The sequence below is a fragment of the Synechococcus sp. 65AY6A5 genome (assembly GCF_002760415.1).
GTDB lineage: Bacteria > Cyanobacteriota > Cyanobacteriia > Thermostichales > Thermostichaceae > Thermostichus.
Genome location: NZ_AXUW01000001.1, coordinates 1,089,719 through 1,107,670, shown reverse-complemented (window position 1 = coordinate 1,107,670; position 17,952 = coordinate 1,089,719). Strand labels below are relative to the sequence as shown.

Below are 17,952 nucleotides of genomic sequence, written 5' to 3'. Positions count from 1 at the left end.
CTCTCGGCTTCAGGTGGGCTAAGATACCAGCATTTTGGCATGTTTTGCGGATCCCCGGCGCCGACGGGATCCACCGGAAACCAGTTAACCCAAAGGGATCCCCTCAGTAGGTTTCCTCGTGCCACCTGTTGGCCTTCTTCAGCTCCTTCTGGAACTTGCTCCAGTCTTGACCGGCTTGCTCGGCAAGGGGGGCCATGACGCTGTTGATGCCGTCCTCCATTCCCTTGAGGCCGCAGATGTAAGTGTAGGTGTTGGGCTGCTGCAGCATCTCCCACAGCTCGGGGCCGTACTCGGCCATGCGGTTTTGCACGTACATCTTTTTGCCGTCGGGGGTTTGCTGTTCGCGGCTGATGGCGTAATCGACGCGGAAGCGATCCCCATACTGGGCTTTCCAGGCCTCTAGATCCCCGTGGTAGAGCAAGGTGGACGTGGTGGGCACCCCAAAAAACAGCCAGATCTTGCCCTGATAGTTGGGATCCTCTTCAAACAGGTGCTTGATGAAGGCGCGAAAAGGGGCGATGCCGGTGCCGGTGGCAATCAAAATCAGGTTGGCGTTCTCATCTTCCGGCAGCAAAAAAGTTTTCCCCGAGGGCCCGGTGATCATCACCTCGTCGCCGGGTTTGAGATCGGTGAGGAAGCCGGAGCAGACCCCTACCCCCGGCTGGCCTGTCTCCTTATCCACGTATTCGGCCCGTTTCACACTCAGAGAAACGGTGCGCCCCTCGCCATCGTCGCCATAGCGGGTAGAGGCAATGGAGTAGAGGCGGGGCTTGTGGGGCTTGCCCTTGTCATCTACGCCAGGAGGAATAATGCCAACGCTTTGGCCCTCCAGGTAGCGGTAGTTGGGATCCGGCAGGCTGAGCACAATGTGCTTGGTCAGGCCGGGTGCCCCTTCCCCCACAAGGGAGTAGGTCTCTACACACTGGCCGATCAGGGGCGCGTTGGGACGGTACAGATTGACAACAACTTCTCGCTTTTGGGCGCTGGCAACCATAACGGCGATCTGCTCCTGGCAATGGGAGAAAACTCTCTAGCAAACACCTTAGCAGCCCGCCCGCCCGAAGGGAACTTGCCGGAGGGGAACACCCCAGGCCGATCCTGAGAAAGCCCGCCCGGAAAACTTCTCTTCTCCTCAGTCGTCGCCGGGAAACAGGCAGTTTTTGTTAAATTGTTCCTTGACGCCGCCCGCCTCTCTGGCCTCAAGCTCGGTTGTGGGGGAGCGTCTTGTGGTAATATGCAAGACCATAAAGAACAGTAACTTTTTTAGAGGCTTCCTCTCAGTTTTGCCCTGCCCATCCCCAAGGAGTTCCCATGGCAAGCAGTCCTGAACGTATTGTAATGATCGGTGTTGCCGGAGATTCTGGCTGTGGCAAGTCCACGTTCTTGCGGCGGTTGGGGGACTTGTTTGGCCGGGATCTCATTACCACCATTTGTCTGGACGACTACCACTCCTTGGATCGCTACCAGCGCAAAGAGAAGGGCATTACGGCGCTGGATCCCCGCGCCAACAACTTCGACCTCATGTACGAGCAGGCCAAGGCGCTCAAAAATGGCCAGAGCGTGATGAAGCCCATCTACAACCACGAGACAGGGCTCATTGACCCGCCGGAGCGGGTGGATCCCAGCCCCATCATCGTCTTGGAGGGCCTTCACCCCATGTACGACGAGCGGGTGCGGGAGCTGCTGGACTTCAAGGTCTATCTGGATCTGGCGCCGGAGATCAAGATTGCCTGGAAGGTGAAGCGGGACATGGCCGAGCGGGGCCACACCTATGAAGATGTGTTGCGCTCCATTGAGGCCCGCCGCCCCGATTTCGAGGCCTACGTCGATGTGCAGAAGCGCTATGCCGATGTAGTCATCGAGGTGCTGCCCACCAAGCTGCTGCCGGAGCTGGATCCGGAGCACAAGGTGCTGCGGGTGCGCATGATCCAGCGGGAGGGGGTGAAGTACTTTGACCACGTCTATTTGTTTGACGAAGGCTCCACCATTGACTGGATCCCGTGCGGCAAGAAGCTAACCTGCTCCTATCCCGGCATTCGCCTGCACTACGGCCCTTCCACCTACTTCGACCAGCCGGTCTCGGTGTTGGAAATTGACGGCACCTTCGACAAGCTGGAAGAGGTTATCTACATCGAGAACCACCTGAGCAACCTGTCGACCCGTTACTACGGCGAGCTGACGGAGCTGCTGCGCAAGCACCCGGAATATCCTGGATCCCGCAATGGCTCTGGACTCATCCAGGTAATCGTGGGCCTGAAGCTGCGGGCCCTCTACGAGAAGATTCAGGCGGAAGCCAAAGAGCTGGCGGTTGCTTCCTAAGGTTTGGCCTCTGCGTGAAGGGGATCCCTTGACCTGGCTCGGGCAGTTGGGCAAGCGGCGATAGGTGGCGATCCATGCAAGGGTTCCAGTTGGAAATCTGGCCGGAGGGAACAGCCTTTCTCCGGCGGGCGGTCGAGATCTGGCAAGAGCAGGCCGCGGCGGCCATCCGTCAACGGGGCCGCTTTACGGTGGCCTTGGCAGGGGGAAACACGCCACGGAAGTTGTATGCTGCTTTAACCCAGGCGCCGGGGATCCCTTGGCAGCAAACCTGGCTGTTCTGGGGGGACGAGCGCTACGTTCCCCCGGATCACCCCGAGAGCAATTACGGCATGGTACGGCGGATCCTGCTGGATACGGTCGGGGTTCCCGCCTCCCAAGTCTTTCCCATGCCCACCCACTCAGGAGATCCCTTACGGGATGCGGCGGAGTACGAGGCGACCCTGCAGCAGATTTTCGGCACCGAATGCCCTGCCTTTGATCTGATCTGGCTGGGAGTGGGAGAAGACGGCCACACGGCCTCCTTATTTCCCGGTACAGCCGCCCTGGAGGTGCAACACCGCTGGGTGACGGTGGGCCAAAAAGGGGAGGAGCCGCGCCTGACTCTGACCTACCCTGTCTTGAACAGGGCGGCTCAGGTGGTGGTTTTGGTAACGGGGGCCAGCAAAGCCGCGATCGTCAAGGAGGCGCTGACAACGGAGGCCCACCTGCCCTGCCAGCGCCTCAACCCCCAAGGACGGCTGCTATGGCTGCTGGATGCGGCGGCAGCGGCTGAACTGCCCCTGCCCGCGGTGGCCTTGCTCGGCTAGTCCGGCCAATTGCTGCCGAAAAAGCGCTGGCTGAAGATGGCGATTTGACCTGGATCACCGCTGCATCCCTTCCCTTCGAATTTGATGGGGGTAGTTGAGTTTGGAGCGCTGCCCCATGTCCATTCGACTCATTGTCGAATCGGTTCTCCAGAGCACCTACCTCAGCCGCTGCCAAGAATCCCAAATCTGCCATTTCCTCCAGGAGCGGCTTTACGACGAATTGGATCTGGAGGCAATTGATCGGCTGATCTTGGCTTTGCTGAAGGGGCAAGTCCAGCTCGAGTCAGAGGAAAGCTGCGCCGCTTCGCCAAATCCTCAGGCCAGAGCCTAGCCCAGCCTCCTGTGGCAGTCTGGTCGCTTGAGCAGCGGACGGCTACAGGAGTTCCAGCAGGAGAGCTTTCCGGCAGGCTCCCTCAGATGCTTTGGCTGCCTCCCCAGCTCGGAGGACGCCCTTGCCAACCGCCGCTCCTCGAAGGTAGGGTGACGCCTTCACCGAGTGACATACTCTCGTCTCTCACCCTAAAGCGCTCCGCGCCGCTGACGCGAACGGGGAGCTACTGCGAGAACCTTCTGCGTCCGGCTGTGCCGTGCCGTTAGGCATGCAGCCGCGGAATGCTCTAGCGCGGGGCTATACCAGATTCCGGCAATGCCGTCTTGTATAGCCAATCTGATTCTACGATATTTTTGCGGGGGTGGCTGTATCCCAACCCTGACTGCCCCCCAGTAGGGGGGTACAAGTCGGGGCTTATCCACCTCCGCACCCCCAGAAGCTAAAACCTCCGTCCTGCTGACCCGACACCCAGGCCACAAGCAAACCTCCAAGGCACCGTCAATGCGCCCCTGCACACTTGCCCAAGGCAAAGCCCCACCTATATTTTATTTGATCGCCAATTTTGGGTAACTGTAGCACAGACGAGCGACTAAGACTTGCGACAAAACCTGTCTGTTGACCGTCCTGGGGCAAGCCTGTGCAAGTTCAAAGCGGTTGCGGCCCCGTTGCAACGGGATCCAAACCCTCTTGGCCTTTGAGCTGCGGGTGGATCCGCCGCCGGCAGGCCAATCGGAGCTGGTGGATCTGGATGGCAACGCGGCGGTTCAGCTCTAGTTTGGGGATCCCACCGAACATCTGCGCGTCCAAACTCAGGCCACGGTGCTCACCCTGCGGGAGAATCCCTTTGACTATCTGCTCTGCGATTGGGCTACCCATCTTCCGATTGACTATCCCAGCACGCTGGCAGCTCAATTGCAGCCTTATCGGACGGCGCAGGCGGATGCTGGCATCCAAAGCCTGGCCTGGGAGCTGTGGGATCAGGTGCAGGGGGAGACGACGGCTTTTTTGCCGGCGCTCAACCAACGCATCTACTCCGAGTGCCGTCACATCCTGCGGGAAAAGGGGGATCCCTCGCCCGCCGGCTTGACCTGGCAGCGCAAAACCGGCTCCTGCCGTGACCTGACGCTGGTGTTGATGGAGGCCTGTCGGGCAGTAGGTCTGGCGGCAGGATTTGTCAGCAGCTACCAGGTCGGCCCGCCGTTGCAAGAGAACCTGGAACTCCAGGGCACAACCGGCAAAGAGCCCGCAGAGCCTGTCCGCCGCCACCTGCACGCCTGGGCAGAGGTGTATCTGCCGGGGGCCGGTTGGCGGGGGTTCGATCCCACCCAAGGGCTGGCCGTGGCCGATGGCCATGTGGCTTTGGCGGCCAGTGCCTACCCCAAAGATGCCGGCCCCATCTACGGCCACTGGCTGGGCAGAGGCGTTCACAGCAAGATGGACTACACCATTCACATCGAGGCGGAATCCGCCCTGCAGAGCCAAGCCCAACTGAGCCCCATATCCTAGCGGGATCCTTTGAGAACCCTGTCAGCGTCTCTCCTGCCGTGATATTCTGCTAGCTTCTAGTTCTAACCGAGCCCTCTCTTGAAAACCATGGACGAACTCAACACCCTGATCCAGGATCTGCAAGCTGCCTTTGGCGACAGCAGCACGCCGGTGCTCTCGCTATACGCCGACATCAACCCTGCCCGTCCCGAAAATGCTGGCCGAGCCTGGGTGAGACGCATCAAGAATACCCTCAAGGAGCTGCTGGAGAGTGGGGAGAGCAAGCCCGATAACTCCCTCTGCGAGCAAGTCCTTGCTCTAGTGGAGCAGGAGCGCCCTTCGGCCCGCACCCTGGTTCTTTTTGCCAGCCGCAATCCCGCTGGCAAGCCAGTGCTGCGCCGAATCGACCTGCAGGTGGAGCTGCCGGTGGTGGATCTGGCCCATGGGCGGGTGGAGGCCCGCTGGGGGGAACCTTACCTCACGCCCCTTTTCTTTGCCTTTGATGAATACGAGCGGGGTGGGGTGTTGCACCTGTCTGGCAGCAGGTGGCGCTTCTACGAGCTCTTTTTGGGAGAACTGCGAGAGGACACGGAAATCTTTGCCAACATCAGCGCCGAGGAATGGCAGGAACTGCAGGAGCTGGCCGGCCGCATTGAAAATGCCGTTGCCGAACGTCGCGCCCGCAGCGGTGGCACCTTCGACAAGCTTTCCCCCAAGGAGCGGGAGGCGGCCAAGGTCAGCCTTTGGATGCACAAGCTCTACCAGCGCCTGGCTTCCGCCCTGGATAAGGCAGTGGATCGCCTGGGCATTGAGCGGCTGGTGCTCATGGGCGAAGCCTGGCAGGTGTCCCACTTCGAGGGCTATCTCAACCGCGGCCTACGCAACCGCATCGTCGCGCGGGTGGGGCACCCCGCCAACCTTCACACACCGACGCCGCAAGACATCCTCGACCGAGTGGTACCCGTCCTGGAGGCCGCTGAGCGCCGAGGAGAGCTGGCTTTGTTGGAGCGGATTCGAGAGCAGCCCGGCGCTTGGGGCTTAGATGCGGTGCTGGACGCCCTCCAGCTAGGCCGGGTGGAAATCCTTGTCCTGCCCTGGAGGCTAGAGGCCACCATCTGGCGCTGCCCAGACGGCTCGGTGGGAGGAACCCCAGAGATGGCCCAGCTCCTCTGCCCAGAGCCGCAACCGGTGGCGCTGCGGGATCAGGTCTGGGTGCTGGCCCGCGATTTCGGCGCTAGGCTGGAGTTTGTCCGCGGCGAGGCCGAAGACCGCTTGCTCCACGAGTTTCAAGGAGCAGCCGCGCTGTTGCGCTGGTAGAGGCCGCTCCAACCGGGTCGAGCAGCTCTCTGGCTGGATCCTGAAGCCGCAGTGTAGGCTAACATAGCCTAGCCCACCTCTGAAAAGTTTTCTGAGGGATCCCCTTGACCCAATCCATTGACCTCCCCACCAGCGTCGATACGTTCTTGCAAGAGCTGGCCGCCATTCAGCAAGTGGGGCCAAAGCGGATAGCCATTCTGGGCAGTCGCCATGTGCCCATCACCCACCAGTACCTCATCGAAACCCTCAGCTACGCTTTGGCCCTTACCGGCAACCGCATTCTCACTTCCGGGGCCATTGGCACCAACCTGGCTGTGATTCGCGGAGCCATGCGGGCGGACATGAAATCCCTGACGGTGATCCTGCCCCAAAGCCTGGAGCGACAGCCGGCAGAGTCGCGGGCCAGCCTGGAGCAGGTGCTGCATCTGGTGGAGCACCCCGAAAATGACCACCTGCCCCTGGCGGAGGCCAGCCGCCTGTGCAACCTAGAGATCGTCAGCAAGTGCCAGCAGTTGATCTGCTTTGTTTTCCACGACAGCGTCACGCTTTTGGAGGCCTGCAGGCACGCTGAGGAGCAACACAAGGTGGTTACGCTCTTCTATTTTGACTGATTGGACTGCAGCTCACTGCTCTCAACCTTTTGCCCCGAGGGTAGCAGTGTAGAAGGCCCCGATAGCTCAACATAGACTGCAGCGCATTCCCGACGTTGGGCGAATGGAATAGGATAAGGCTTTGTATTGAGGCAAATCGTTGGGCAGCCATGATGGGATCCCCGGCATGGAACCCGGAAATTTCTGCAGTCTCACCGACCTCATCCTCTAATCCGCGGGGATCCGAAAGGGGTGTTTATTTTCGATTCGATGCCCAAGGGATCCATCTGCATTTGCCCGCCACCCTGGCTTGGGAAGAAGTCTGGGACGATTTGGTGTGGCAATTGCGCAGCCGCAAACCCTACTGGGCAGGAGTGGCCCCCCTGACCCTGTGGTGCCAAGAGCGAGAGCTGGACTTGCCCACCCTACAAACTCTGGCCGTCTTGTTGTCGCGGCATCGGTTGTCCTTGTGGCGCGTCCAAACCGGATCCCGAGGGACGGCGATCGCGGCGGCGACCCTAGGCTATTCTGTGGAACAATCTTCCCCCTTGGAGGCGATTCCCCCCGTCTCCCCGGATACTACTCCCCTCTACCTGCGGTCCACGGTGCGGTCGGGGATGTCGGTGCGCCACCGTGGCTCGGTTTTTCTGCTGGGGGATCTCAACCCCGGCGGCGAGATCATTGCCGGCGGCGACATTTGGGTCTGGGGACGGCTGCGAGGGCTGGTGCATGCTGGTGCTGAGGGGGATAGAGGCGCGGTGATCTTGGCCTTACAGTTGGAGCCAACTCAGTTGCGCATTGCCGATCAGGTGGCCCGTCCACCCGAGGGCGGATCCCCTCCCAACACGCCAGAGGTGGTTTACTTGCAGGAGGGTGTCATCTGCATTGCCAGCCTTCAGGATTTTCTGCGGAGGGGGGTATGAGCCGAGTTATCGTCGTCACCTCTGGGAAGGGGGGAGTGGGGAAAACCACCCTAACGGCCAATTTGGGCACTGCCTTGGCGCGCTTGGGTCGCTCGGTGGTGGTGGTGGATGCCGACTTTGGCCTGCGCAACCTGGACTTGTTGCTGGGGCTAGAGAATCGGGTGGTGTACACGGCTTTGGAGGTGATTGCGGGGGAATGCCGCCTTGAACAAGCATTGGTGAAGGACAAGCGCACCCCCAATTTGGCGTTGCTGCCGGCGGCCCAAACCCGCAACAAAACGGCAGTCGGCCCGGATCAGATGCGGCAGTTGATGGAAAAGCTTGCCAGCAGCCATGACTACGTGTTGATCGACTGCCCGGCGGGAATTGAACAAGGGTTTCGCAATGCCATTGCGGGGGCAACGGCAGCCCTGCTAGTAACTACGCCCGAAGTAGCAGCGGTGCGGGATGCAGACCGGGTGGTGGGCTTGTTGGAAGCGGCAGGGATTTCCTCTATCCAGCTAATCGTCAACCGCCTGCGCCCCGATATGGTAACCGCTGGCCAGATGATGGCAGTGGAAGATGTGGTGGAGGTGCTGGCCATCCCCTTGGTGGGTATCATTCCAGAAGACCGGGAGGTGATCGTCTCCACCAACAAAGGGGAGCCCCTAGTCCTCTCGGCCAACCCGACTCAGGCTGCCCAGGCCATCCAGCGCATTGCCCGACGGCTGGAAGGGGAGACGGTGGAATTTCCCAAGTTGGCCAGCTTGGGCGAGTCTTTCTGGGAAAAGGCCAAGCGGTTTTTCAGCCAAAAGGTGCTCTGAATCTCAACGGCTCTTGAGCTCCATCTCAACGGGATCATCCTCTTTGCCTGGAGTCTTTGCTTTCCCTGCTATGCACCTTCAATAAAGCCCATGCTTCTCGATTTCTTGGATCAGCTTTTTTCCCGCCACTCCGGCAACAGCCGCGAGCAAGCCAAGCAGCGCCTGAAACTGATCTTGGCCCACGACCGCGCCGACCTCACCCCGGCAGCCTTGGAAGCGATGCGCCTGGAGATTTTAGGGGTAGTATCTCGCTATGTGGAGCTGGATTCGGAGGGGATGCAGTTTCACTTGGCGGCAGAAGGGGGGACGACGGCCCTGATCGCCAACCTCCCCATTCGCCGTGTCAAGCCCCTGGCGGAGGCCCGCCTCAATTCCTGTGAAGGGGAGAACCCACAACAGGATCCCGGAGCGGCCCCATCCGAGGGCGGCCATTTGAGCTCGCCTTCTCCCTGAGCTACCCTAGACTCAGGGAGCAGTAATTCAAGGTGTTACATAGAGTGTTACATCCGCCTAGGCTGCGTCCGTTCGCCAAGATGCCTTCTCTTTGCTCCCACTTGTGTCTGTCCCGGCCGGGGGTGCCTTGTAGCTGTTTGCAGCCTGCTCATGGTAAACCGTCTGTGGCCCCAATGCTGACCAGGACAAAGTCGCCGGGACGGAGTTCGCGCTAAGGGAGGTTGAGCCTCGGCATGGAAAACTCCTTTGAGCTGACGATCCTGTTTACGCTGGCCTTGGTGGCCGGGATCGCGGCTCAAGTCCTGGCCAATTTTGTTAAAGTGCCCAGCATTGTTTTCCTGCTCCTGTTTGGGGTGCTGCTGGGGCCAGATGGCCTGGGCTGGGTTCGTCCCCAAATCATGGGATCTGGCCTGGAGGCGCTGGTGTCGTTGGCGGTGGCTCTGATCCTGTTTGAGGGGGGGCTGAACCTGCGGCTGCAACGCCTTAACCAGGTCTCCGACAGCTTGCGCAATCTGGTGTTGCTGGGATCCCTTTTGACCTTGGGAGGGGGAGCGCTGGCGGCCCACTATTTGGGGGAGTTTCCCTGGCCCCTGGCCTTTTTGTTTGGATCCCTGGTGGTGGTGACGGGGCCGACGGTGATTAACCCCATCCTGAAGCGGGTGCGGGTCGATTCCGCCGTCAGCACCCTGCTGGAGGGGGAAGGGGTGCTCATCGACCCCGTGGGGGCCATCTTGGCGGTGGTGGTGCTGCAGGTGGTGCTCTCCGGCCACCCCAGTTTCTTGCTGGCCCTAGAGCAGCTATCTAGCCGCTTGGCCATTGGGTCGGCGGTGGGGGCGCTGGGGGGCTGGCTGATGGGATCCTTCCTGCTCTGGTCGCGGCAGTTTTTGACGGAGGAGCTGCGCAACTCGGTGGTGCTGGCGGGGGCGCTGGGGGTGTTTGCCCTGGCCCAGTCGCTGCGCTCCGAGGCGGGTCTAATGGCGGTGGTGATGGCCGGGTTGGTGGTGCGGCAGAAGGCGGCCATTGCCGAGCGGAGCGTGCGCCAGTTTCACGGCCAGTTGGTGGTGATGGCCATCTCGGTGTTGTTTATTCTGCTGACTTCCACCCTCTCGCTCAAGGCGGTATTTGCGCTGGGGTGGGGAGCCTTGGCCACGGTGCTCTGCCTGATGCTGGTGGTGCGTCCTTTGAGCGTGTGGCTGTGTACCTGGCGCAGCGACCTGAATTGGCGGCAGAAGCTGTTTGTGGCCTGGCTGGCCCCCCGCGGCATCGTGGCGGCCTCGGTGGCTTCTTTGTTTGCCATTTTGCTCACCGAGCGGGGCATTACCGGGGGGGATGCCCTCAAGGCGCTGGTGTTTTTGACCATCTCGGTCACGGTGACGGTGCAGGGGCTGACCGCTGCCTGGGTGGCCCGCTGGCTGGGCTTGGATCAGGGGAGTTCTACGGTGATCATCGGCAACCATCCGCTGGTCGGCCAGTTGGCCCAGTTGCTGCGCTCCCTCAACCAGGCGGTGGAGGTGCTGCCGCTGCCGTCGGGATCCCGTCTGCGCGAGCGCACCGCCAATCTTCCCGCCGAGCTCAACGGCCACAAAGCCGGCCATACCTCAGGGACCCACCCCGCCAGCGGCAATGGCAGCTCCAAAGCCCTGCCGGTTCGCGTCAGCGGGACGGAGTCCTCAGAGGAACCTGGCCAGGTGCTGCCCGGATCTTTGCAGGAAGCCGTGCTGAGCGAGTCAGCCTTCTTGAAGGCCGATATCGACCATGCGGAAACTCTGTTGATCCTGACTTTGGATCCGCAGGTGAACTGGGCCATTGCCGAGCTGATGGTGAAGCTTTCGGTTTCTGCCGCCATCTGGACGGTGTTGCTGCCGGAGATGCCCATCTCGGAAGGGATCCGCACCCTGCCGATCCCTTTTTCCCAACTGCAGCGCTGGGCCAGCTACCTGGAGGCCAATCGGGCCGAGCTGCGCTCGATCACCCTGCCCACCCTGGCGGACCTGGGCCTGAAGCCCCCCCAATCCGCCGCGGCCTCGGCTCAGGAGTCGATCGCGGCAGCGGGCTCAGCGCTGCTCAACCCTTTTTCGGCCCAGATGGGGCTAGAGGATCCCACGTTGGAGCGGCTGCGGGATCAGTTCGCCTACCGCATCAAAGCCGATCTCTGCCTGCCTTTGTTGCTGGTGCGTCCGCAGCGTCTGGGAGGCTGGTTTGGGGAGAAGGGCAAGTCGTCCCAGGTCGGTCGGCTGTTCTACCTGCCGGAGCCGGGCATCTGGCGACGCGGAGATTGCATCTACTACCTGGAGCGCACGTCCAGCCCCGTAGAGGCCGTTGCTCCCTCTGCCAGAGAGTTGGATCCCCCAGAATGGGATCCACCCTCAGCCGAGCTACTGCCCCAGTATGTTGAGGGCGTCAAGCTCCACTTCGATCTCTAGGGGTCCCAGGGCAGCCAGCGGCCACTAGGAATGAGGGGACACCCCTGCACCTGCTCAGGCCGACCCAGATAAACCCAGGCAAAGGTGCCGCTCTCCAGTTGCACCCACTGCCGTTCGTATAGCCGCGGGTGGTCTTCCAGCTCATCTAGGCGGGGCAACAGGCCCAAGGGAATGCGGTAGCGCTCGCCGTAGAGCCGGTTGCGGCCAGGAACGGCCATCGGGTAGGGGCCGAGATCGTAGAGGTCGATGTGGTTGAGGCTGTCTGGGCCCAAAAACTCTGCCCCTTGCAGCAGGCTGTGGTACTGGCCGCCCCGCAGCAGGGATCCGTAGACAAAAACCACGGTGGAGGGTTCCATGTAAAGCTACGCAACTTTGACAACCGGGATCAGGGGGATTGGGCCCATTTTTGGCCGATGCGCGGCTCCGAGCCGGCCAGCAGGCGTTCGATGTTGCGGCGATGGGCAGCAATGACATAAACCCCCCCTGCCAAGGCAAACAGCAAATACGGCAGAGGCTGGCCCAGAGCCCACATCAAGAGCGGCGCCGCCACCGCCGCCAGCAGGGAGCTAAACGAGACGATGCGGGTGAGGGCGATCCCCAGCAGCCAGACACCGAAGGTAGCCAGGGCTACCGGCCAAGCCATGGCCAACAGGATCCCCAGGCTGGTGGCCACCGACTTGCCCCCCTTGAAGCCCAGCCAGCAGGAGCGGCTATGGCCGATCACCGCCCCCAGGGCCGCCACGACCACCCACCACGGCGAGCCCAGAGCTGATCCCAGCGCCACCGCTGCCGCTCCCTTGGCAGCGTCCACCAGCAACACCAGCAGCGCCGGCCCCTTGCCCACTGTCCGCAACACGTTGGTTGCCCCCGTTGAGCCGGATCCCGCTTGGCGGAGGTCGATCCCACCCCAGCAACGGCCCACCCAGTAGCCGGTGGGGATGGATCCCAGCAGGTAGCCTCCAAGGGCGGCAAGGAGGGCGGAAAGCCATGCAGGCATAGACACGTCTTGAACGCTCTCTCCTCACTTTGCCACAGGGCTTGGGTTGCCACTGCTGTCGAATCCGGCCAGGTTGACCTCCCAAGCAAGGCGCGGCTGCACAAATTGCAAAAGCTGTTGGCGAATCTGCTCCAGTTGCCGGATGGCCTGGCGGGATCCCTGCGCCCAGAACTGCTGCTGCAGATAGTCAATCAGCCACAGCTGCGCCGGCAAATCGAGAGCAGCCACTGCCCTAGCCACTTCCAGCGCCTGCCGCAGCGAGTGGGGCCAGCGTCTTAGGTCCTGCAGCAGTGACGGCGGAAGGCTTTGCAGGTGCTGCTGGGCGGCCAGCGCCCGTCCAGGGCTGCCTTGGGCTAGGGCAATTAGCTCAGAGCGAGGGATCCCGGGCAGCTCCGGGCAGCCCAAAGCTGTCAACACTTGCTCCATCTCTGCCGAGCTGAGGCGGCGAAACGGCACCATCTGGCAGCGGGACAGCAGCGTCGGTGGCAAAGGGTGGGGAGGGGGGGTAGGCGAGTGGTGGGAGGCGATAAGAACGATGTGGGCCGGCTCAGGCTCCTCCAGGGTTTTCAGCAGGGCATTGGCCGCACTTTCTGTCAGGGTTTCCGCTCCCTCCAGTACAACTAGCGAGCGGCGGGCGTGCATTGGCCTACGGGCACAGAAGCGAACCACTTCCTGCACCTGTTCCAGGCGAATTTGCGGCGGGGAGCGCCGCTGCAGAGCTTGTGCCTCCGGGGCGTCTGCTGCTATCAGGCGGCCCTGGTGGACATAGGTGGGGCTGACCCAGTGGAGATCGGGATGGGTGCCTGCGAGGAGCCAACGGCAGTTGGAGCACTGGCCGCAAGGGATCCCTGAGCTGGCCTCGCAGAAGAGGGCCTGGGCAAACCAGCGGGCCATCAGGCTCCGTCCCACCCCTTCTGGTCCCAAGAAACAGTAGCTTGAGGTCACCCGCCCCTTTTCCAAGGCCGCCACGAGCAGCCGCGCCGCCAGCTCCTGCCCGACGATGTGCTGGGGGGGCAGAACCGTGACTCCCTCAACCATCTCGGCAGCTCTGGGCTGAAGCATCGGCAAAGTTGCCTAGTCGCAGGCAAAGGTCGGCAAGAGAAATTGCCACAGCCCCTCCTCCACCAAGGGATCCCTCCCTATCTCTGCCCCAGCCTTGTTGTTAGCCGGTGGGATCCAGTCGCATTAAAACTTGGCCAAATTCCACCGGCTGGCCGTTGCTCACCAAAATCTCCCTCACCACGCCCGCCGTTTCAGCTTCTATCTCGTTCATCAGCTTCATGGCTTCGATAATGCAGAGAGTTTGGCCCTTGTTCACCCGTTGGCCAACCTGCACAAAATCCGTTTCTCCAGGGGCAGGAGCGCTGTAGAAGGTGCCCACCATCGGCGCCGTCACCTCCACCCAGTGGCTGGGGGCAGGCTTAGGAGCGCTCTCAGGAGGGGGAGCTTCTGCAGGGGAAGCAGGGGGGGGTTCTGGCGGCGGGGCAGCGGGCGGAGCAGCGGCAGCAGCAGCAAGGCCAGCCGGGATCCCTTTGCGCAGGGTGAGGCGGAAATCCTTGTACTCCAGGATTAGCTCGGTAACGTCGCTCTCCTGCAGAGCGGCCAGCAGAAGGCGAACTTCCTGCCAATTGACAACATCCAAGGGAAGATTACTCCTGATGCATCACCTGTCCACAACGGCAGCCCAGCGGCAAGAAGAGGGGGAGCCATCACTCGCGGCCTATATAGGTGTCGGTGCGAGTATCGACACGCACCCGTTCTCCCACCTTAATAAACAGAGGCACCTGGATCTCAGCGCCGGTCTCCAGCTTGGCGGGCTTGGTTCCCCCTGTTGCCGTATCTCCTCTCACGCCGGGGTCGGTTTCCACCACTTCCAAGACAACGGTGTTGGGCAGCTCCACATCGATCACCTGCCCCTTCCAGCGCAGGATGGCCACCTCCATGTTCTCTTTCAGGTATTTCACGGCAGAGCCGATTTGGGCAGCGCTGAGGGGAGCCTGTTCGTAGGTCTCCATGTCCATGAACACGAAATTGTCCCCTTCTGAATAGAGATACTGCATATTCACTTTTTCAATAGTGGCGGCGGGCAGCATCTCGCCGGCGCGGAAGGTTTTCTCCACAACGTTGCCGGTCTGCATATTTTTGAGCTTGGTGCGCACAAAGGCCGCGCCCTTGCCGGGTTTCACATGCAGAAACTCGATCACCTTGTAGGGAGCGCCATCAATTTCCACAGAGACGCCGGGGCGCAAGTCGTTGCTTGAGATCATGTCAGCACAGGGATCCGTTGCTCAGACTTCCCAATCTTACCCCGGCTGCGGGGCACTCCGATTCAGCTCTCTGAGATCAATGGGCGGCTGACGTCCGTAAAGAGGCAACACCGTCTGCCAGGAAGGGCGCAAGCCTGCTTGGAAGTCGGCGCGGGCCAGTTCCGCCAACGCCAGCACAGGCGCCGGATCCACCCAGTCGGCAGCATCGACGACCAGAGCCTGGGGCCACTGCCGCAGAACCTTCTGCCAAGCCGCTTCTTCCCAGATCTGATCCGCCACTTCGGCAACCCAATGTTCTGGCCCCAGCCGGTACACGCCACCATACTGCTCCCCTCGCTTGGCGTCCATCTGCACCGCCACCGTCAGCGGCTGAGGCGGGGATCCCTGCTCCTGCCACACCTGGCGGGCGAGAACCGCCAAAGTCGAGTAGCCGAACACCGGAATGCGCAACTGCTGGCCCAACAGCCGCGCCACACTTACCCCCAAACGGCTGCCGGTAAAACTCCCCGGCCCCAGAGCGACAGCGATCCCCGCCATCTGCGACCAGTCCTGGCCGGCCAAGAACTCCTTCAGGCAAGGGTGCAACTGCGCCGCCATCTCCCGATCCAGCCACCAACTCCGGCTGCGGCTCTCCCCCAGCTTCTCCTCCAGCGGCAACACGGCCAAGCCCAGAACAGGCGTGGTGGTGTGGATCCCTAAAATCCAGCGGGGAACTGACATGGCCTCTCTCAGGATCAAGCGAGGTAGTTGACAGAACTTAACGGATGATTTAAGGTTAGGTTGTCAATCTTCGCGCTTCCTCAGGGAAGTTTGCCATCATGACCACTGTTATCCAACGTCGCTCAACCAGCAACGTGTGGGAGCAGTTTTGCGAGTGGGTCACCTCCACCGACAACCGCCTCTACATCGGTTGGTTCGGGGTGCTGATGATTCCCACCCTGCTGACTGCCACCACCTGCTTCATCATTGCCTTCATTGGTGCTCCCCCGGTGGACATCGACGGGATTCGCGAGCCAGTTTCGGGTTCGTTGCTGTATGGCAACAACATCATCACCGGCGCGGTGGTGCCTTCTTCGGCTGCGATTGGCCTGCACTTTTACCCGATTTGGGAAGCCGCTTCTTTGGACGAGTGGCTGTACAACGGCGGCCCCTACCAGCTGATTGTGCTGCACTTTTTGATTGGGGTGTTCTGCTACATGGGCCGGGAGTGGGAGCTGAGCTACCGCTTGGGGATGCGTCCCTGGATTGCGGTGGCTTACTCGGCGCCGGTGGCGGCGGCGACGGCCGTGTTTTTGATTTACCCGATTGGGCAAGGCTCGTTTTCGGACGGGATGCCGCTGGGGATTTCGGGGACGTTCAACTTCATGTTGGTGTTCCAAGCGGAGCACAACATTTTGATGCACCCGTTCCACCAGCTGGGCGTGGCCGGCGTGTTTGGGGGTGCGCTGTTTAGTGCGATGCACGGGTCGTTGGTGACCTCGAGCCTGATTCGTGAGACTTCGGAGGAGGAGTCGCAGAACTTGGGTTACAAGTTTGGGCAAGAGGAAGAGACCTACAACATCGTGGCGGCGCACGGGTATTTTGGCCGGTTGATTTTCCAATATGCGTCGTTCAACAACAGCCGGAGCCTGCACTTTTTCCTGGCGGCGTGGCCGGTGATTGGGATTTGGTTTACGGCGCTGGGGATCAGCATCATGGCGTTCAACCTGAACGGGTTCAACTTCAACCAGTCGATTGTGGACAGCAACGGTCGCGTGGTTGGGACGTGGGCGGATGTGCTCAACCGTGCCAACCTGGGGATGGAAGTGATGCACGAGCGGAATGCGCACAACTTCCCGCTGGATTTGGCGGCGGTGGAAGTGGCGCCGGCCATCCGCGGCTAATCCACTCCTGACCTAGTCGACCAGTCCTTCTTGAATCCCCTGGCAGACGCTGGGGGGTTTTTCTGCTTTTCATAGAACGTAGCCCAGTTGCTCAAGGGAATCGGTGTCCCAAAGGATCTGCCCATCCAGAGCCATTCTCCCCTGCACCGGCATTCCAACTTGAGCCTCTAGGCGTGGGATCAAAGCTGCATCCAGCTCCTCCAAAGCTTGGGGATCCTCGGTTTCGGGCAGGGATCCGACCAGCACCCAGCCCAAGTTGCGGACCTTGGCTTGGCGCATCAGGGCGGCAAAGGCGGTTGCTTGGCTCAGGGCGGCCTCCCGTCGCAGCGTTAAGAGCAGGCTAAACCCCCAAGCATGGGCCAAATCGGCCCAGGTTTGGCCTGGCTCCAGGGGATCGGCGACACTGCCCGGCAGAACCAGGAGGGGATTGGTTGCCCGCTCGCCGATTTGTTGCCAGAGGGCCTTGAGCTGAGCTTCCGAAGGGTTGGGATCCACCCTGAGCTGGACTCAAGGTCTCTGGACCACCTCTTGCCAGGCGCTGGCCACTGCTGCGGCTCCGGGGATCCCCGGCCAGGTATCGGCCACCATCACCCTCATGAGTTCGGATCCCCCACCTCAGACTCCCAGAGAGTGAGAAACTCCAGCTGGACCTCGAAGCCAAACACCAAAGCCATATCCCGCAGCATCGAGAGGGATCCCAGTTTCTGCTGCTTGAACCACCGCATCAACACAAAGAGATTTCCAGCGCTTCTGGGTTGTAAACAATGCCCTCGCGAGGGTTGAATTGATGGGGCACCAACATGGCTGCGTAACGGGCCAGCTCTCCTTGGCGCCAGTTGAGGAAGTAGGGCATCCAGGGGCAGACCGTGTCCCAACGAATAAACCACAGGCGCACCTCCGGGATCTCCGACAGCTCGCGCGGATCGTCGGGGCTGCGCGGCCAATCGATGGCGCATTACACCTGCTGGGCAGCCCGGACAGGATCCGCCATCAACGTTTTCAACAGCTCATGGCCCGGGGTTAAATCCAGAGCTTGAATGGCTTTAGCAGGAAGGTAGAAGGTAATCGGCACGACGACACAGCTACAGCCTGTTAAGGGCTCAAGGGGTACAATAGCAGCACTTAGCAAACCAACTTCGGAAGGAGGATGGATTGATCAGTAGTAAAGAAGTCTTCACTATCTGCTCCATGCTATATTTCCCAATTCTGCAAAGCTGCCGAATAAAATGCTTCAATACCGACCACATCATCTCAATGGGATTCAACTCCGGCGCATACACAGGCAGGTATAGGATTCGTGCTCCTGTCCCCCTAATCAATTCCTCAACTTCCCGACTCTTGTGGATATTTAAATT

General features: G+C 61.0%; 23 protein-coding genes. 12 read left to right on the top strand and 11 right to left on the bottom strand.

Annotated elements, in window-relative coordinates:
• Window positions 1-103: 103 nt before the first annotated feature.
• The gene (locus SYN65AY6A5_RS05245) at window positions 104-994 is read right to left on the bottom strand and encodes a ferredoxin--NADP(+) reductase (RefSeq protein ID WP_011430120.1); all 891 of its coding nucleotides are present in this window, start codon (window positions 992-994) and stop codon (window positions 104-106) included.
• Between the two features lie 317 nt (window positions 995-1,311).
• Here SYN65AY6A5_RS05245 and SYN65AY6A5_RS05240 point away from each other — a divergent pair, with 317 nt between their 5' ends.
• From SYN65AY6A5_RS05240 to SYN65AY6A5_RS05195, 11 genes are all read left to right on the top strand, one after another.
• The gene (locus SYN65AY6A5_RS05240) at window positions 1,312-2,319 is read left to right on the top strand and encodes a phosphoribulokinase (protein ID WP_099884037.1); all 1,008 of its coding nucleotides are present in this window, start codon (window positions 1,312-1,314) and stop codon (window positions 2,317-2,319) included.
• 74 nt (window positions 2,320-2,393) lie between these two features.
• Window positions 2,394-3,125, top strand: a complete 732-nt coding sequence (pgl, locus tag SYN65AY6A5_RS05235) for a 6-phosphogluconolactonase (RefSeq protein WP_099884035.1) — start codon at window positions 2,394-2,396, stop codon at window positions 3,123-3,125.
• A gap of 115 nt (window positions 3,126-3,240) precedes the next feature.
• Window positions 3,241-3,456 carry a hypothetical protein gene (locus SYN65AY6A5_RS05230; protein WP_099884033.1) on the top strand — a complete coding sequence of 72 codons (216 nt, stop codon included), beginning with the start codon at window positions 3,241-3,243 and terminating at the stop codon, window positions 3,454-3,456.
• A gap of 654 nt (window positions 3,457-4,110) precedes the next feature.
• Window positions 4,111-4,230: a transglutaminase N-terminal domain-containing protein gene (locus tag SYN65AY6A5_RS14650; RefSeq protein ID WP_228375471.1), complete on the top strand. Its 120-nt coding sequence runs from the start codon at window positions 4,111-4,113 to the stop codon at window positions 4,228-4,230.
• Window positions 4,231-4,275: 45 nt separating this feature from the next.
• Window positions 4,276-4,962 carry a transglutaminase family protein gene (locus SYN65AY6A5_RS05225; protein ID WP_228375472.1) on the top strand — a complete coding sequence of 229 codons (687 nt, stop codon included), beginning with the start codon at window positions 4,276-4,278 and terminating at the stop codon, window positions 4,960-4,962.
• Between the two features lie 87 nt (window positions 4,963-5,049).
• Window positions 5,050-6,258 carry a VLRF1 family aeRF1-type release factor gene (locus SYN65AY6A5_RS05220; protein ID WP_240530990.1) on the top strand — a complete coding sequence of 403 codons (1,209 nt, stop codon included), beginning with the start codon at window positions 5,050-5,052 and terminating at the stop codon, window positions 6,256-6,258.
• A 104-nt stretch (window positions 6,259-6,362) separates the two neighbouring features.
• On the top strand, window positions 6,363-6,869 hold the full coding sequence (locus SYN65AY6A5_RS05215; RefSeq protein ID WP_011430125.1) for a hypothetical protein: 507 nt from the start codon (window positions 6,363-6,365) through the stop codon (window positions 6,867-6,869).
• 149 nt (window positions 6,870-7,018) lie between these two features.
• A complete protein-coding gene (gene minC / locus SYN65AY6A5_RS05210) occupies window positions 7,019-7,771 on the top strand; it encodes a septum site-determining protein MinC (RefSeq protein ID WP_011430126.1) in 753 nt (250 codons plus the stop codon).
• Window positions 7,768-8,574 carry a septum site-determining protein MinD gene (minD, locus tag SYN65AY6A5_RS05205; protein WP_099812168.1) on the top strand — a complete coding sequence of 269 codons (807 nt, stop codon included), beginning with the start codon at window positions 7,768-7,770 and terminating at the stop codon, window positions 8,572-8,574. The genes minC and minD overlap by 4 nt, the downstream gene beginning before the upstream one ends.
• Before the next feature lie 90 nt (window positions 8,575-8,664).
• Window positions 8,665-9,027, top strand: coding sequence for a cell division topological specificity factor MinE (gene minE / locus SYN65AY6A5_RS05200; RefSeq protein WP_011430128.1), 363 nt, complete (start codon window positions 8,665-8,667; stop codon window positions 9,025-9,027).
• A 233-nt stretch (window positions 9,028-9,260) separates the two neighbouring features.
• Window positions 9,261-11,450 carry a sodium:proton antiporter gene (locus tag SYN65AY6A5_RS05195; RefSeq protein WP_099884031.1) on the top strand — a complete coding sequence of 730 codons (2,190 nt, stop codon included), beginning with the start codon at window positions 9,261-9,263 and terminating at the stop codon, window positions 11,448-11,450.
• On the opposite strand, the gene SYN65AY6A5_RS05190 is transcribed toward SYN65AY6A5_RS05195, so the two are convergent.
• The 6 genes from SYN65AY6A5_RS05190 to tsaB all read right to left on the bottom strand — a co-directional run bounded on the left by SYN65AY6A5_RS05190 (window position 11,447) and on the right by tsaB (window position 15,434).
• Window positions 11,447-11,806, bottom strand: a complete 360-nt coding sequence (locus SYN65AY6A5_RS05190) for a gamma-glutamylcyclotransferase family protein (protein ID WP_041438264.1) — start codon at window positions 11,804-11,806, stop codon at window positions 11,447-11,449. The genes SYN65AY6A5_RS05195 and SYN65AY6A5_RS05190 overlap by 4 nt on opposite strands.
• Window positions 11,807-11,835: 29 nt before the next feature.
• The gene (gene plsY, locus SYN65AY6A5_RS05185) at window positions 11,836-12,447 is read right to left on the bottom strand and encodes a glycerol-3-phosphate 1-O-acyltransferase PlsY (protein WP_011430131.1); all 612 of its coding nucleotides are present in this window, start codon (window positions 12,445-12,447) and stop codon (window positions 11,836-11,838) included.
• A 24-nt stretch (window positions 12,448-12,471) separates the two neighbouring features.
• The gene (locus tag SYN65AY6A5_RS05180; RefSeq protein WP_011430132.1) at window positions 12,472-13,485 is read right to left on the bottom strand and encodes a DNA polymerase III subunit delta'; all 1,014 of its coding nucleotides are present in this window, start codon (window positions 13,483-13,485) and stop codon (window positions 12,472-12,474) included.
• 124 nt (window positions 13,486-13,609) lie between these two features.
• Complete coding sequence (gene accB, locus SYN65AY6A5_RS05175; protein WP_011430133.1) at window positions 13,610-14,089, bottom strand: acetyl-CoA carboxylase biotin carboxyl carrier protein; 480 nt, start codon at window positions 14,087-14,089, stop codon at window positions 13,610-13,612.
• A gap of 67 nt (window positions 14,090-14,156) precedes the next feature.
• Window positions 14,157-14,714, bottom strand: a complete 558-nt coding sequence (gene efp / locus SYN65AY6A5_RS05170; RefSeq protein ID WP_011430134.1) for an elongation factor P — start codon at window positions 14,712-14,714, stop codon at window positions 14,157-14,159.
• Between the two features lie 36 nt (window positions 14,715-14,750).
• Window positions 14,751-15,434 carry a tRNA (adenosine(37)-N6)-threonylcarbamoyltransferase complex dimerization subunit type 1 TsaB gene (gene tsaB, locus SYN65AY6A5_RS05165; RefSeq protein WP_011430135.1) on the bottom strand — a complete coding sequence of 228 codons (684 nt, stop codon included), beginning with the start codon at window positions 15,432-15,434 and terminating at the stop codon, window positions 14,751-14,753.
• Between the two features lie 98 nt (window positions 15,435-15,532).
• On the opposite strand from tsaB, the gene psbA reads away from it, so the two are divergent.
• Entirely contained in the window at window positions 15,533-16,597 is a 1,065-nt protein-coding gene (gene psbA, locus SYN65AY6A5_RS05160) for a photosystem II q(b) protein (RefSeq protein ID WP_011430136.1), read from the top strand.
• Window positions 16,598-16,666: 69 nt separating this feature from the next.
• Here psbA and SYN65AY6A5_RS05155 read toward each other — a convergent pair whose 3' ends face one another.
• The 4 genes from SYN65AY6A5_RS05155 to SYN65AY6A5_RS05145 all read right to left on the bottom strand — a co-directional run.
• Window positions 16,667-17,092, bottom strand: coding sequence for a hypothetical protein (locus tag SYN65AY6A5_RS05155; protein ID WP_011430137.1), 426 nt, complete (start codon window positions 17,090-17,092; stop codon window positions 16,667-16,669).
• A gap of 98 nt (window positions 17,093-17,190) precedes the next feature.
• On the bottom strand, window positions 17,191-17,322 hold the full coding sequence (locus SYN65AY6A5_RS14645) for a hypothetical protein (RefSeq protein ID WP_255322549.1): 132 nt from the start codon (window positions 17,320-17,322) through the stop codon (window positions 17,191-17,193).
• On the bottom strand, window positions 17,322-17,492 hold the full coding sequence (locus tag SYN65AY6A5_RS14325) for a chlororespiratory reduction 6 domain-containing protein (protein ID WP_240527377.1): 171 nt from the start codon (window positions 17,490-17,492) through the stop codon (window positions 17,322-17,324). Before SYN65AY6A5_RS14325 ends, SYN65AY6A5_RS14645 begins: the two co-directional genes overlap by 1 nt.
• A 205-nt stretch (window positions 17,493-17,697) precedes the next feature.
• On the bottom strand, window positions 17,698-17,952 hold a 255-nt coding region (locus SYN65AY6A5_RS05145), incomplete at its 5' end, for a transposase (RefSeq protein WP_206336850.1).